This is a genomic window from Leptospira yanagawae serovar Saopaulo str. Sao Paulo = ATCC 700523, from assembly GCF_000332475.2.
Lineage (GTDB): Bacteria > Spirochaetota > Leptospiria > Leptospirales > Leptospiraceae > Leptospira_A > Leptospira_A yanagawae.
The window spans coordinates 392,704-406,144 of record NZ_AOGX02000015.1 but is presented as its reverse complement, the minus strand read 5'-3'; the positions used below and the strand labels follow the sequence as shown (position 1 = coordinate 406,144).

16 protein-coding genes are annotated in these 13,441 nt (G+C 39.8%); 4 read left to right on the top strand and 12 right to left on the bottom strand.

Translation table 11 applies throughout. The features are described from left to right. Nucleotide 1: 1 nt before the first annotated feature. The 3 genes from LEP1GSC202_RS05555 to LEP1GSC202_RS05545 all read right to left on the bottom strand — a co-directional run bounded on the left by LEP1GSC202_RS05555 (nt 2) and on the right by LEP1GSC202_RS05545 (nt 1,095). Nucleotides 2–475, bottom strand: coding sequence for a WbuC family cupin fold metalloprotein (locus LEP1GSC202_RS05555; protein WP_015677338.1), 474 nt, complete (start codon nt 473–475; stop codon nt 2–4). Beyond that, nucleotides 453–644 carry a (2Fe-2S)-binding protein gene (locus tag LEP1GSC202_RS05550; RefSeq protein WP_039928241.1) on the bottom strand — a complete coding sequence of 64 codons (192 nt, stop codon included), beginning with the start codon at nt 642–644 and terminating at the stop codon, nt 453–455. Before LEP1GSC202_RS05550 ends, LEP1GSC202_RS05555 begins: the two co-directional genes overlap by 23 nt. Before the next feature lie 70 nt (nt 645–714). Further along, the gene (locus LEP1GSC202_RS05545) at nt 715–1,095 is read right to left on the bottom strand and encodes a winged helix-turn-helix transcriptional regulator (RefSeq protein WP_039928238.1); all 381 of its coding nucleotides are present in this window, start codon (nt 1,093–1,095) and stop codon (nt 715–717) included. Nucleotides 1,096–1,252: 157 nt separating this feature from the next. On the opposite strand from LEP1GSC202_RS05545, the gene LEP1GSC202_RS05540 reads away from it, so the two are divergent. Beyond that, the gene (locus LEP1GSC202_RS05540) at nt 1,253–1,615 is read left to right on the top strand and encodes a DoxX family protein (protein WP_015676520.1); all 363 of its coding nucleotides are present in this window, start codon (nt 1,253–1,255) and stop codon (nt 1,613–1,615) included. Nucleotides 1,616–1,643: 28 nt separating this feature from the next. On the opposite strand, the gene LEP1GSC202_RS05535 is transcribed toward LEP1GSC202_RS05540, so the two are convergent. Continuing rightward, nucleotides 1,644–2,747, bottom strand: coding sequence for a glycosyltransferase family 4 protein (locus LEP1GSC202_RS05535; protein ID WP_015677155.1), 1,104 nt, complete (start codon nt 2,745–2,747; stop codon nt 1,644–1,646). 147 nt (nt 2,748–2,894) lie between these two features. Between LEP1GSC202_RS05535 and folE the strand changes: the two genes are divergently transcribed. Together folE and acs are read left to right on the top strand one after the other, a co-directional pair. After that, a complete protein-coding gene (folE, locus tag LEP1GSC202_RS05530; protein WP_012390367.1) occupies nt 2,895–3,446 on the top strand; it encodes a GTP cyclohydrolase I FolE in 552 nt (183 codons plus the stop codon). Between the two features lie 83 nt (nt 3,447–3,529). Continuing rightward, entirely contained in the window at nt 3,530–5,494 is a 1,965-nt protein-coding gene (acs, locus tag LEP1GSC202_RS05525; protein ID WP_015677285.1) for an acetate--CoA ligase, read from the top strand. A 9-nt stretch (nt 5,495–5,503) separates the two neighbouring features. Here acs and LEP1GSC202_RS05520 read toward each other — a convergent pair whose 3' ends face one another. Next, a complete protein-coding gene (locus tag LEP1GSC202_RS05520) occupies nt 5,504–6,535 on the bottom strand; it encodes a tetratricopeptide repeat protein (RefSeq protein ID WP_015676528.1) in 1,032 nt (343 codons plus the stop codon). A 209-nt stretch (nt 6,536–6,744) separates the two neighbouring features. On the opposite strand from LEP1GSC202_RS05520, the gene LEP1GSC202_RS05515 reads away from it, so the two are divergent. Further along, nucleotides 6,745–8,892 carry a sodium-translocating pyrophosphatase gene (locus LEP1GSC202_RS05515; protein WP_015677209.1) on the top strand — a complete coding sequence of 716 codons (2,148 nt, stop codon included), beginning with the start codon at nt 6,745–6,747 and terminating at the stop codon, nt 8,890–8,892. A gap of 134 nt (nt 8,893–9,026) precedes the next feature. Here the strand turns inward: LEP1GSC202_RS05515 and LEP1GSC202_RS05510 are convergent, their stop codons facing one another. The 7 genes from LEP1GSC202_RS05510 to LEP1GSC202_RS05480 all read right to left on the bottom strand — a co-directional run bounded on the left by LEP1GSC202_RS05510 (nt 9,027) and on the right by LEP1GSC202_RS05480 (nt 13,410). Beyond that, the gene (locus tag LEP1GSC202_RS05510) at nt 9,027–9,449 is read right to left on the bottom strand and encodes an Ig-like domain-containing domain (protein WP_039928227.1); all 423 of its coding nucleotides are present in this window, start codon (nt 9,447–9,449) and stop codon (nt 9,027–9,029) included. A 21-nt stretch (nt 9,450–9,470) separates the two neighbouring features. Next, on the bottom strand, nt 9,471–9,815 hold the full coding sequence (locus tag LEP1GSC202_RS19605) for a TRL-like family protein (RefSeq protein WP_244147639.1): 345 nt from the start codon (nt 9,813–9,815) through the stop codon (nt 9,471–9,473). An 85-nt stretch (nt 9,816–9,900) separates the two neighbouring features. Then, nucleotides 9,901–10,146, bottom strand: coding sequence for a hypothetical protein (locus tag LEP1GSC202_RS05500; protein WP_015677476.1), 246 nt, complete (start codon nt 10,144–10,146; stop codon nt 9,901–9,903). Beyond that, nucleotides 10,143–10,469: a TRL-like family protein gene (locus LEP1GSC202_RS05495; RefSeq protein WP_015676419.1), complete on the bottom strand. Its 327-nt coding sequence runs from the start codon at nt 10,467–10,469 to the stop codon at nt 10,143–10,145. Before LEP1GSC202_RS05495 ends, LEP1GSC202_RS05500 begins: the two co-directional genes overlap by 4 nt. Nucleotides 10,470–10,475: 6 nt before the next feature. Continuing rightward, on the bottom strand, nt 10,476–11,288 hold the full coding sequence (locus tag LEP1GSC202_RS05490; RefSeq protein WP_015677084.1) for a hypothetical protein: 813 nt from the start codon (nt 11,286–11,288) through the stop codon (nt 10,476–10,478). A 2-nt stretch (nt 11,289–11,290) separates the two neighbouring features. After that, on the bottom strand, nt 11,291–12,142 hold the full coding sequence (locus LEP1GSC202_RS05485) for an SGNH/GDSL hydrolase family protein (RefSeq protein ID WP_015676659.1): 852 nt from the start codon (nt 12,140–12,142) through the stop codon (nt 11,291–11,293). After that, the gene (locus tag LEP1GSC202_RS05480) at nt 12,142–13,410 is read right to left on the bottom strand and encodes a dicarboxylate/amino acid:cation symporter (protein ID WP_015677175.1); all 1,269 of its coding nucleotides are present in this window, start codon (nt 13,408–13,410) and stop codon (nt 12,142–12,144) included. Before LEP1GSC202_RS05480 ends, LEP1GSC202_RS05485 begins: the two co-directional genes overlap by 1 nt. Between the last annotated feature and the right edge of the window lie 31 nt (nt 13,411–13,441).

Below are 13,441 nucleotides of genomic sequence, written 5' to 3'. Positions count from 1 at the left end.
GTCATAAAAAAAGAGACTCAAAGTATTTGATCGTTTCTGAAACTTTTGTTTCACCTTCCAATGGGTATTTGGCGTGAAATTCTTTATCAACAGTTGGATCATAAGGTCCTGATTTTCCTTCAAAACAAACTGCTGTCTCCGATAAACAAACCAAACTATGCCAAACACCTGGTTGTAAATCTATCCCTCGTTTTGGTCCCTTGGAAGAGAGTTTATGGTATTCTTGGATTTCACCATTTTCTTTGAAGATCAAAAAACCAATTTCTCCTTCGAGGACAACAAAGGTTTCCGGTTTTGGATCCGACAAATGTCTGTGAGGTGGGATATAAGTGTCCTTTGATAAAACATTTAGAAACCTTTGGTACACTTCCTGTTGTTTGTGGAAGTTATGGTTCGTTCGTTTTCGTTCTGCGTTTTTTGCTTTTGTGACGAGGGATCCGATTAAATCGGAATCAATGATTTGAATTTCCTGCAAGTTGACCTTCCAATTCCTGCTCGATGAAGGCTAACATATCCGGAACACATGCCGTACACGTATCAGCCGCTCCCATCTCACGGGCGACTTCTAGTATGGGGCGGTTCGTTTCTTTGACAACATTTAAGATGGTCTCAAAGAAAACTTCTGCACAGTGACACTTGATCATGGTTCTGAGAATCAGTCTCGAAGTTTGCAAAGAAACTGACAAGTACTTTTGGAAAGAAAATGGGAGATTTTTACTTCTTCGATTTTTTGGAAGGTTGGTTTTTTTGTTGGTGGGTGACTGCCCATTGGGTCAGTTCCAAAATGACTTTTTCCAGAGATTTGCCATGGGCAGTGATGGAATATTCCACGCCCGGTGGGAAGGAATCGATGACCTTTCGGTCAATGAGTTGGATTTTTTCCAATTCTTTCAGTTCTTTTGACAACATCTTGTCAGTGATCCCAGGGATTTCTTCTCCTATTTCTTTGAATCGTTTGTTTCCGAATGATAAGGACATAATGATGGGAAGTTTCCATTTTCCACTCAAGATCTCCAAAGCATCTCGTAAAGGTAAGATGAGATTGGCACATTCCGTATGGTCAGGATGGCAGTCTGTAGTTTTTCCTTTTAGCACTCTGCTTCTAACTTCTCCATCCCTAGCCGTATCGTCAACCGAACGAAATTTCCTAGATTTGAGGATTCTTTTTCTCCAATTCGAATATTTGTCTATCTAAGAAATAGTTACTATATAAAAGATAGTTACTATTGAATGTAAATTAGTGGAGAATCAAATGAATGTAAAAACAATATTCTATTGGGTCACAACAGTGGCCATTTCTGCTTTGATGGCATTTAGTGCTGTCAGTTACTTTACAAACTCTGAAGTTGTAGATGGTTTCAAACACCTTGGATTCCCTGATTACTTTCGGGTGGAACTTGGAATTGCAAAGGTATTGGGAGCCATCGTTCTCTTACTTCCAAAAATACCATCGCAAATCAAAGAATGGGCGTATGCTGGTTTTGGAATTACATTTATTTCGGCGGCCGTTGCACACTCGCAAAGTGGAGATCCAATTTCAATGGTCATCGCACCCTTCGTGGTCTTTGGAATTTTAGTTACTTCTTATGTGTTATACCATAAAACAAAAGTTTGATGGCAAAAAATGAAACCTTCTACCATAATTACGATTCCTTAAGAATCGGTTGGTAGAGTTGGTAGTAAGGTTTTAGGACATTTTTCCAAAGGAAACGATTGGCATTGAGAAGGCCCTTCTTTTGGGTCTCTTTCTGCAATTTTTGGTTTGAAAGGAGAGATGTTAGTTTCGTTTGGAAACTCTGATTGTTTTTTGGGTCAAAAAAAATGGCAGAGTCACGTAATACCTCTGGTAGGACGCTTGCATCCGAAGACAAAACAACGGTTCCCACTGTTTGAGCTTCTAGGACGGGGAAACCAAACCCTTCAAAGAGAGAAGGGTACACAAACAACGTTGCACCTTGGTAAGCAAGAGGTAATAAATCATAGGGAAGGTGCTCTAAAAAGAAAATTCGATTTGGATTTTCTTTTTGGAAATCTAAAAGTTCGTTTGGAATCTCTTTACTGATTCCGCCAATCACTAGGGGAAGTTTGAGAGTTCCTTGCTTCCATAGTACTTCGAGATTGGACAATAAAAAGGGAAAGTTTTTGTGAGTTTTACCAATCCCTACCGTAAAAAGATACTGTTTTGGTAAATGATAAGTCTTTAAAAAAGAATTCACTTTTGCAGTTGGGTGTTTTGCAAAATTATGTAGATCAATTCCGTTGTAAACAACGGTTATCGTTTCACTTCGGTATCCAAAACTTTTGATAAGATCATCTTTTGTATACTTTGAAACAGCGATGATGGATTTTGCAAACCACTTGATGGACCGTAGTACAATTTGTAAGTAGATTCGTTTGGCGATGGATGCATGAGTTTCTTTGAAATGATATGGAATCAAATCATGGATGGTAACAATACACTTGCGAAGGTAACGAAGTGGTACATTAAAATGAGGGATGTCTAATACATCCATTTCAGCCATTTTAGGATGACCAAAAAATTCTTTCGGTGAATAAATCTTTGTTAGATAGGGAATGATTTCCGCATGTTTTGGAAGATCGTATTTTTTTAAACGACTTGGATCACCAAAGATATACAATTTGGCTTCCTTTGAGTTTAAGGACCAAAACTTTAAAATATGTTGGATGCGAATTCCGATCCCAGAATTTTCGATCATCCTTGCATCGTATCCAATTTTTTTTTGCATTTGAATGTTGATTATGTCCTTTCGAATCAAAAAAAGGAAATGTATGTTTTCCTTAGAACTCAAGTCTAGTCAAATAAGTAGTGAATATTCTGCATTCAAATTTTGAAAAGCAGGTTCACAAGGAACTTACTTTCAAAAAGGAATCGGATGGAAAACTTAATCGAAGAAATCCTAAAACAAATTGGTGAAGATCCAAATCGAGAAGGTCTCGTCAAAACACCTAATCGTGTCAAAAAAGCTTATGATTTTTTAACCAGTGGGTATAAAGCAGACATCAACCAATTGGTGAATGGTGCCATCTTTGAAGAAAACACGACGGGTATGGTCCTTGTTCGTGACATTGAAATGTATTCCTTATGTGAACACCATCTGCTTCCTTTTTACGGAAGGGCACATGTTGCCTACATTCCGAATAAAAAAATCATCGGGATCAGTAAAATTCCAAGGATTGTCGATGTCTTTGCGAGACGATTGCAAGTACAGGAGCGCCTTACCGACCAAATTGCACAAGCCATCCAAGAAACTTTGGATCCACTGGGAGTAGGTGTTGTCATCAAAGCAAAACATTTGTGTATGATGATGCGTGGTGTGGAAAAACAAAACTCAGAACTATTCACTTCTAGTTTACTTGGTTTGTTTAAAACGGATCCAACAACCCGCAGCGAATTTTTAGATTTGATCCGAACCGGTTCCCACTAAGTTCATTTTTTAAATTCTTTTTTTCAGATTCATGCTGGACTTTTTGATGGAAAAGTTCAGTCTTTTTCCTCTAGAGGGACATTATGCCGAAAGAAAGAATCGTGGCACCATCCAAAGAATTTGCCAAACTTGCAAATGTTAGCTTAAAAGAATACAAAGCAAAATACAAAGAATCGATCGAAAAACCTGAAACATTTTGGGCGGAACAAGCAAAACGCCTAACTTGGTTTAAAAAATGGACAAAAGTTTTAAAACATGACTTTGCGAAAGCGAAAGTAGAATGGTTTTTGGGTGGAAAACTCAATGTTTCTTACAATTGTTTAGACCGACACCTCAACTCTCCCTTAAAAAACAAAGCTGCTCTCATCTGGGAAGGTGACAATCCAGACGAATCCAAGGTCCTCACCTACCACGACTTACATAGGGAAGTGAATCACTTCGCAAACGTTTTAAAAAAGTTCAAAGTGAAAAAAGGAGACCGGGTTCTTATCTACCTTCCCATGGTTCCCGAACTTGCCATCGCCACTCTTGCTTGCACTCGCATTGGAGCCGTACATTCCGTAGTGTTTGGTGGTTTTTCTCCAGAAGCACTCCTTGGTCGCATTGAAGATTGTAAACCAACCTTAGTCATCACGGCCGATGGTGGTTACCGTGGAGGCAAACCCATCGAACTGAAAAAAAATGTGGATGCGGCTCTTGCGGAAACCAAATTCAAAGTGAACGATGTCATCGTTGTCAAACGAACGGGTGATGAAGGAAATCTGAATTGGAAAGAAGGACGTGACCACTGGTACCATTACCTAATGAAGGACCCTGAGGTGAAAAAAGAATGCCCTGCCGTTGCAATGGATTCGGAAGACCCACTATTTATTTTATACACTTCTGGTTCCACTGGTAAACCGAAGGGAGTATTGCATACAACCGCAGGTTATCTGTTAGGTGCCAATTTAACATTTGCCACCATCTTTGATTATAAAGATACGGATACCTATTGGTGTACAGCTGACATTGGTTGGATTACAGGTCATAGTTATATCTTATATGGACCGCTTTCCAATGGAGCCACATCTCTAATGTTTGAAGGGGTCCCGAGTTACCCTGACATGGGGCGTTTTTGGGACGTCATTGATAAGTACAAAGTCACAGTGTTTTATACTGCTCCAACGGCCATCCGAGCTCTGATGCGAGAGGGGTTGGAACCGATCAAAAAACGTTCACTCGCATCACTGCGGTTACTCGGATCGGTGGGAGAGCCAATCAATCCGGAAGCATGGGAATGGTATTATGCCAATATTGGTAAATCCAAATGCCCTATTGTTGATACTTGGTGGCAAACGGAAACGGGATCGATTATGATTTCTGGAATCCCTGGTGCCATCCCACAAAAACCAGGTTCGGCTAGTTGGCCATTTTACGGCATCAAGCCAGTGTTAGTTGACAATGAAGGTGTGGAGATCAAAGAGAAAGGCGAAATTTCAGGAAATCTCTGTATCGCAAAACCTTGGCCCTCGATGATGCGTGGTGTGTATGGGGATCCGAAACGTTTTTTTGATACCTACTTTTCCCAATTCAAAGGTTATTATTTTACTGGGGATGGTGCCAATCGTGACAAAGAGGGATACTTTCGTATCACAGGTAGGGTGGATGATGTTCTGAATGTTTCAGGACACCGCATTGGATCTGCCGAAGTGGAGAGTGCTCTTGTGGAACACAAATCAGTAGCGGAAGCTGCCGTTGTTGGATTCCCACATGACATCAAAGGGCAAGGGATTTATGCCTATGTCACTGTGAAACAAGGGGTTGTCACAAACGACCAATTGAAAAAAGAACTCATTGCGATGGTGGAAAAGGTGATTGGGAAAATTGCAAGGCCCGATGTGATCCACTGGGCACCAGGCCTTCCAAAAACACGTTCCGGAAAAATCATGCGGAGGATTCTACGTAAGATTGCCAACAACGAATTTGATACGTTAGGTGACATTAGTACACTTGCCGACCCATCCGTTGTTCAATCTTTGATAGATGACAAAAAAAAGTATCACAGTTAGAGAAACAAACTATAATTCCTGCGGGAGAGCGGCAAAGGGTCCCATCACTCGCAGGAATTCTGATTCCTCAAATTCCAAATCTCTTTCTCGAAGTCGTTTTCTATATTCGTTTGTTTTTTCTTTATCTCTGGTCGAAAACCAATAAATGGAAAATAGTAAGTACTCTCTGTTTTTACGGTAGGTTGCTACATGGTTTTCCAATTCACTCGCTTTGAGCGATTTTTGGTTTATAAAATCTTTGACAAGAGAATCGATCGCCAATGTATCCCGATCTTTTCCGAGATTCGCATAACTTTGGCGGATGAGAAATAAAATTTCTTTTGCATCTGAGTTAGGATCATACTTGAGTAGATTGTAAAATCCTCTACGAAACAAACTCAATGCTTCTAAATACCTTTGTTTCTCTTGTAGAAACACGCCATACCGAGTGAAGTACCTCGTTTCTTTTAAAAATACAGTGAATGTCCAGATGTAGGCTTGTTCTAAAAATTCTGAATTGCGACCCCGTCTCGCCAGAATTAACGTTTCATACATCCCTTCTTCTCTTGGAAAATAAACGAGATAACGAAGGCTCAGATCATCCGCTTCTTTCCATTTTCTATTTTTGATGTTTTTGAGAAGGCTTGTTTGTAGGGCATCTTTTTCAGAATCAAAGGTTTTATCGGATTCCAAACGGTTCATATAGGATTCGTAATCCGTTTCTAACCCCAATTGCCGAGAAAGGATGGCAGCAAGATACAGTCTGTACTTTGCATTTGGTTTTTGTTCTAAGTAAAATTTGGTATAATGGAGGGCTTCTCTTGGTTTTTTTTCTTTTTCATAAAAATCGGCGATGTACAAAACCAAATCCAATTGGTCTTTCTTACGTTTGATGGATTCTTCATAGGCATGGATCCCATCAAATACCTGACCCAGTTTCATGTAGGCCTCAGCTGATAAATTATAATAGCGATAATCTGGGTCTGGGTTTAGTTCTTTGGCTTTGATGAGAAAATCAAAGGCTTTGGCGGGAGTTTCTTGGATGATTTTGTCCTCAGCCATACGCAGAAGGTCCTCATAGCTGTAGAAAGCTTTTACGGGATTGATCACCTCTGGTTCTGCTAAAATTGGGTACAAGGACAGAAATAGACTTGTTACCAGAACACTAAATTGCCATATTCTCCTAGACCGAAGTATCATCTATGGATTCTCATCGGTCATCTTCTAAAATATCTTAGAAATACAAATAAACAATCTCAAAAGAGGATCTCATGAATGTAGAGTTAATCATCATCGTCATGGCGCTTGTCTCCATAGCCACGGCGATTTTCTACGCCGCTAGGGTCGTTCGAATCCAAGTGGGCGCAGAGGGTGGCAACGAAAAAGAAACCGCCAAATTAAAAGAAATCTCAGCCGCGATCGCAGAAGGGGCTATGGCCTTCCTTCTCAGAGAATACCGAGTCATTCTGCTTTTTATCAGCTTCATGACGGTTCTCATTTACCTTTTATTAGATAACCCAAACACCGAATTTAATGAAGGGATCTACACTTCGATCGCTTTTGTTTCGGGAGCCCTTATTTCCTGCCTTTCTGGTTTTATCGGAATGAAAATCGCAACTGCCGGAAACGTAAGAACGGCACAAGCGGCAAAAACTTCCCTTTCTAAAGCGTTCCGAGTGGCCTATGACTCCGGAGCGGTTATGGGATTCGGTCTCATCGGTCTTGCTGTCATTGGGATGATTGGACTTTTCCTTTTATTCACAGGAGCCAATCCTTCGGTCGCAAAACACATCCTGATGGAATCCCTTGCCGGTTTTGGTCTTGGTGGTTCATCTGTTGCCCTCTTTGGTCGTGTGGGTGGTGGTATTTATACGAAAGCCGCTGACGTTGGTGCTGACCTTGTCGGAAAAGTAGAAAAAGGAATCCCAGAAGATGACCCACGTAACCCAGCAACCATTGCTGATAACGTGGGAGACAACGTAGGTGATATCGCTGGTATGGGTGCTGACCTTTTTGGTTCTGCTGCAGAAGCAACTTGTGCGGCCCTAGTGATTGGTGCTACCGCATCAGCCCTCGCTGACAATAATTCTGCTCTTTTATACCCACTTTTGATTTCTGCGATAGGAATCCCTGCTTCTCTTATCACAACTTTTTTTGCACGCGTGAAAGAAGGTGGAAATGTTGAAAAGGCTCTCAAACTCCAACTTTGGATTTCTACATTCATCGTTGCAGGTGCCTTGTATTTTGCAACTGACCTCTTTATGATCGATAGTTTCCAAATCGGCGACAAAACCATTACTAAATGGGATGTTTACACTTCAGTCGCATTAGGTTTGTTTGCTGGTATGTTCATTGGTTGGATCACTGAGATATATACATCTCACTCTTACAAACCAGTTCGTGAAGTAGCAGATGCTTGTGATACAGGTGCTGCTACCAACATCATTTACGGATTAGCACTTGGTTATAAGTCTACTGTCATTCCAGTGATTTTACTTGTGATTGTCATTGTGGTTTCCAATATCCTTGCTGGTATGTATGGAATTGCCATTGCAGCCATTGGTATGATTTCTACCATCGCGATTGGTCTGACCATTGATGCTTACGGTCCTGTGTCTGATAATGCAGGTGGGATTGCTGAGATGGCCGAACTCGGAAAAGAAGTTCGCGACCGCACTGACAACTTGGATGCAGCGGGAAACACAACTGCAGCTGTTGGAAAAGGATTTGCGATTGGATCTGCAGCCCTTACTTCCTTAGCTCTTTTTGCGGCCTTTATCACAAGAACACAAAATGCTTCCAAAGAAATGGGAGAAGGTGCGATCGATTTAACATCCATCGAGCTCCTTGATCCATTGGTATTTGGTGGTCTTCTTTTTGGAGCCATGTTACCTTTTATTTTCTCTGCGATGACAATGAAGTCTGTTGGAAAAGCAGCTCTTGACATGGTAAAAGAAGTGCGTCGCCAATTCAAAGAGATCCCTGGTCTTATGGAAGGAAAAGCGAAACCTGAATATGCAAAATGTGTGGATATCTCCACTTCTGCAGCGCTTCGGGAAATGATCCCTCCAGGTTTACTTGTTCTTCTCAGCCCAATTGTCGTTGGATATTTGTTTGGTGTGAAGTCCCTTGCAGGCCTTCTTGCTGGAGCTCTTGTTTCTGGTGTGGTTCTTGCGATTTCTTCTGCGAACTCTGGTGGAGCATGGGACAACGCGAAAAAATACATCGAAAAAACTGCTGGTGGAAAAGGTTCTGAAAAACACAAAGCAGCAGTGGTTGGTGATACAGTAGGGGATCCGTTCAAAGATACATCTGGTCCTGCGATCAATATTCTGATCAAACTGATGGCGATCACATCACTCGTGTTTGCTGAGTTTTTTGTGACAAAAGGTGGGATTGTTTTAAATTTCTTTAAATAAGAAAGGAAACGATACTATAGAGTTGGTGTGATCCCGATGGATAACACCAACTCATATCTTTGCACAGGACAAGGTCCATATAGTTTGTAAAGATTGCAGATAGAGAAGCCGGCGGAAACGTCGGCTTTTTTGTTTTAGAGTGTGGTGAAACTAAAACTGGTATTGGTCCCCAGTGTGAGACCGAAGATGGATTGGATGTTTTGGTTGAGTGTGATCGTATAGGTCACCCCTGAAGTAAGAGCACTTGTTGGAGTGAGGGTGATGGTTCTATTGGATGAACCTCCCGTTAGGCTTGGACATGACGGGGAACAAGTGATATTGGTATTGAGCGAAGTCGTTTCAATCGCTTGTGTCATCACGATGGTGATGGTCGGTGTTACACTCACTCCAGTTGCTCCATTTGTCGGAGATGTGGATTCAATTGTGAAGGTTTCCGAAGTTTGTGTGACTAATGGCAATACGAAAATGCCGAGTAAGGACGGAGAAGGTTTAGGAACACAATGGAATGTTAGAAAAACAAAAACAAATAGGATTTTGATTTTTTTCCACATGACCATTGGCTCTATACTTAGTTTCGACTAATTTCCTTTTGTTACCGTACATAGTTTTGCGTAAATCCCGAGGAAATTGTAGGTTTCTAATTCAATGGACGTAATTTCCTTTAAGTTTCCTTGTTTTTGCGCCTCTTCGACGGAAGCATCGCCGAAAGAAATGAGCCCAAGATATGATTTCGCACAGGAAAATCCTTCCTTCGTGGCAAAACTACCAGTCTCCATCAGTGAGATTCTCTGTTTTTCATACAAAAGGCCTTGGGTACCAAAACCGGAACTTGCACAATTTTGAAAGGTTACAGTGAGGGTGGTCAAACATAGAATTCGAAACAACCAAGTATGGAATGTTGCGAGAAGGAGTTTTTGCATCATAAAGAATAAGGGAAAGGGCGGTCTAAAATTGAATTTGTTTATGGAAATGGAGCGAGGGAACACGGAAAGAATTTGATGATATGGATTATTTTTGGAGCTCTTTATCCAAGAGGTTCGATAGTTTGTTTTGTAATTGGATGATGTCATCATAGAGTTTTTCGATTTGCTCTTCTTTTTTTCGAATTTTATCTGTCAGTACATCCAGAGATTTGTTCGGTTTGTTTGTTTTTTTAGAATGAAATTCCTTGAGTTTCGATTCGATCTCTTCATAAATCAAACCACTCTTCAATTTTTTTGAAAACTCTTTTAATGATTCGATGTTTTGATTCATTTGCCAGTGACTCGTAAACAAAGTTCTTGGAAAAAAAAATATTGGTTCTTATAAAAATGATCTACGCTATGAATTTCTTTTAATCGAGAATTTTTTGAAATCCAATCATAACTGGCATCTCCGATACTCACAAGTCCAAAATAGTTTGTAGTACAAGATTCCACAAACGTATCACCGGGAACGGGAATTTTTCCCGGCGTATACCACCCTGATTGTCCTTTGTTTTGCAAGATTGTGATTGATGGATTCCCAACTTGGATGCTGACGCAAGTACCAAGAAAAAATAACCAACCAAACAAAACAAAAGGCAAACGATACTTCATCCCAAATTATTTGGTATCAAAAAAGTAAAAATAGGAAAATCGAATCCCTCGATCGATCGCATTGTCCGCTTTTGGAAGTACTCCAAAGGATAAACTAAAACTAAAAGTTCCAAAACTTTCTGTGTTCATCGAGATACCGGGATAAAAATTAAAGTATCTTAGATTTTTATCTGCGCTTTTATCAATGGGTTCTCTGTACTCGAGCTCAGTAAAAATGCGAACGGATTCTGCGATGGCAAAGGACGGAGCAATTCCTACTTGGTAATAACGTTTGAACTCTTCTAGTTTTGATTCTCGACCATGGCGGTTTGTTTCTGTTTGGAAACGGAATTCCGTCATGATTTGAAAGATACCGGATTTATACCCCAAACCAAAATTAGGACGAATTAAGTAATACTCCGGATTCTCATATTCACGAAATAAAGAATTTCTTTTTTTATCATAAACTCGTAGACCACCACCAATTAGAAATTGGGAACTTCCAGATTCGAATATTTTTCCATATTTGAGACCAACATTGTATCTATCCCAAGTGACTTCTTTAGCAGAATCGGTTTGGGAATATTCGGTGCGTCCAAGAGATGAGATCACGGAAAATGAATCACTGAACTTGTATTCACCTTCTACACTTAAGATTTTGTTAATCTCTTTAACAGAATTAAAATTTTTATCCCAATAACCTATATTACCTCTAATCTTAGAATAAACAGCTACAGGCTCTATTTGCAATGGATGGGCAAAACCGTTTTGATTGTGTTGTGCAAAGACCGCCGATATGGATGTGAAAAAAATCGTGATGAATAAATAAGTCTGTTTCATGATTAAAAACCTACATTTGTGATTGGGTAAATGGCTCTTGCAAATTTGTCAGTAAGAAGAGTATAACCTAAGTTATTTGCATGGATACAATCCAACATAAACTCAGGACGGGAACTAGGTTTTCCACCTAAAGTATTACGTAGGTCAACATAAATTAAATTTGGCTCTTCTCTCGTAATATCAACTAACAAATTATTGAATGCATCAAGTTGCGTAGAAGTAAAGGCAGCAGCATCAGGTAAAACAAGACCAACTCGATCAAATTTTGATTTACATCCTTCATCAGAACTAGCGATAACAGGTGTCATAAGAGGATTTGGATAATCATATCCATGGATGATCCATTTTAACGGAGCTCCTCCATATTTAGAAATTTTATATGCATTTCCGGTGATGATGAGTTGTTTTAAATTTGCTTTGATGGTACCAAATCTTTGGGCTTGAACAGTTTCTACGTTTCCGATGTATTCGGCCAAATTGGCTTGGATGTCATTACCACCTAAGGAAAGGATCACTACTTTCATATCAGCCCCACCTTGATCGATGACTTGGAACTGTAGGCCTTGGCTTACCACTTGTTGGAGGGTTTTTCCACCTAAAGTGGCACCTGCAAATTTGTATTGGAATCGGTTTTCTAACTGAGGCCTGAGTGTTTCCACAAACGGGTATCCAAATAAAAGATCAGTCCAACTATCACCGATGATCCCAGTTCTTGCCGGGGTTTCCCCATTACATACGCCAAAGGAAGTACACAGTAGATTTGCTTCAAAGTCGGTGAGGGGATCTTTTTTGGTATCACAGTGGATGAGTACGAAACAGATTCCAATTGTCAGAAATATTTTGAACGTTTTCATTATTTGTTTTCTTCCTTCCAGATATGGTTCATGATATAAGCGCACGAGAGATCGCCGGTCAGATTTACTGAAGTTCTACACATATCCAAAAACCGGTCAACACCAAAAAGGATGGTGATTCCTTCAATGGGAATGTGAAAGGTATACAGAATTGAAGATAGAATGACGAGTCCAACACCAGGTGTTGCAGCTGTTCCAATAGAAGCTGCTGTGACCGTTCCAACTAACAAAAATAAATCTAATGTACTAAGTTCAATTTGGTAAACTTGGCTTAAAAATACGGTAGCCACTGCTTGGTAGAGAGCCGTTCCATCCATATTGATCGTAGCTCCCAATGGCAAAACAAAATCGGAAACTGTTTCTTTTAGTTTCAATTTTTCTTTCGCAACCTTTAAGGAATAAGGCAAAACAGAACTCGAACTTGAGGTGGAAAATCCAAGAATTGGTATCTCTCTAATTTGGATGAGAAACCGAATCGGATTTTCTTTGGTAAAAGAGACAATCATCAAACTATAAAATAAAAGGATTAGTAATAAGCCACCTAACACTGTAAGGATATAACTTATAAGCCCAAAAACCAATGAAAAACCTATTTGTACCATTGCGTAAGTCATAAGGCCAAGTACGGCAAGTGGAGCTAGTTTCATGGCCAAAGCAACGACCCATAAACAAAAACTTTCTAAGGAATGACAAAAGGCTTTGAGTGCAGTTCCGGATTCTCTCGAGGTCAAAAAAAAGACTCCAAGGATCATTCCTAAAAAGACTATGGATAACATTTGTTGTTTGGACCAAACGTTTACAATATTTTTGGGAATGATGTTGGCGATGATTTCTGGGATTGAATCTTCTTTCTCTTTTTTTTCTATTGTTATAGATGATGTAGTGGTACTGGCAGAAGTTTGATTTTGGATTTTTGTTTGGATTTGTAATCCAGGTTTCGTGGTTGTTGTTAATAGAATTCCAATGCTTACAGAAACAATGGTTGTAAAAATAAAATAAAGTAACGTTTTACTGCCCAAACTCCAAAGATCTCTTAAATTCTTTAAACTTGATACACCTAGTGCAATCGATACAATCACAAGTGGGATCATAATCATTTGTAAAAGGTTTAAAAATATATCCCCAGGTAATTTAAACCAAACTAAATAAGGCTGTATGGATTCGGAGGTTACCAAACCGAATTCAGGGTTAAGTGAGATACCGAAACACAAACCTAACACTAAAGCGATGAGGATTTGTTTCCAAAAGGCGATTTTGGTTAAGGACATTCCCAAATATTGGAATTTGGAAATTCTATGT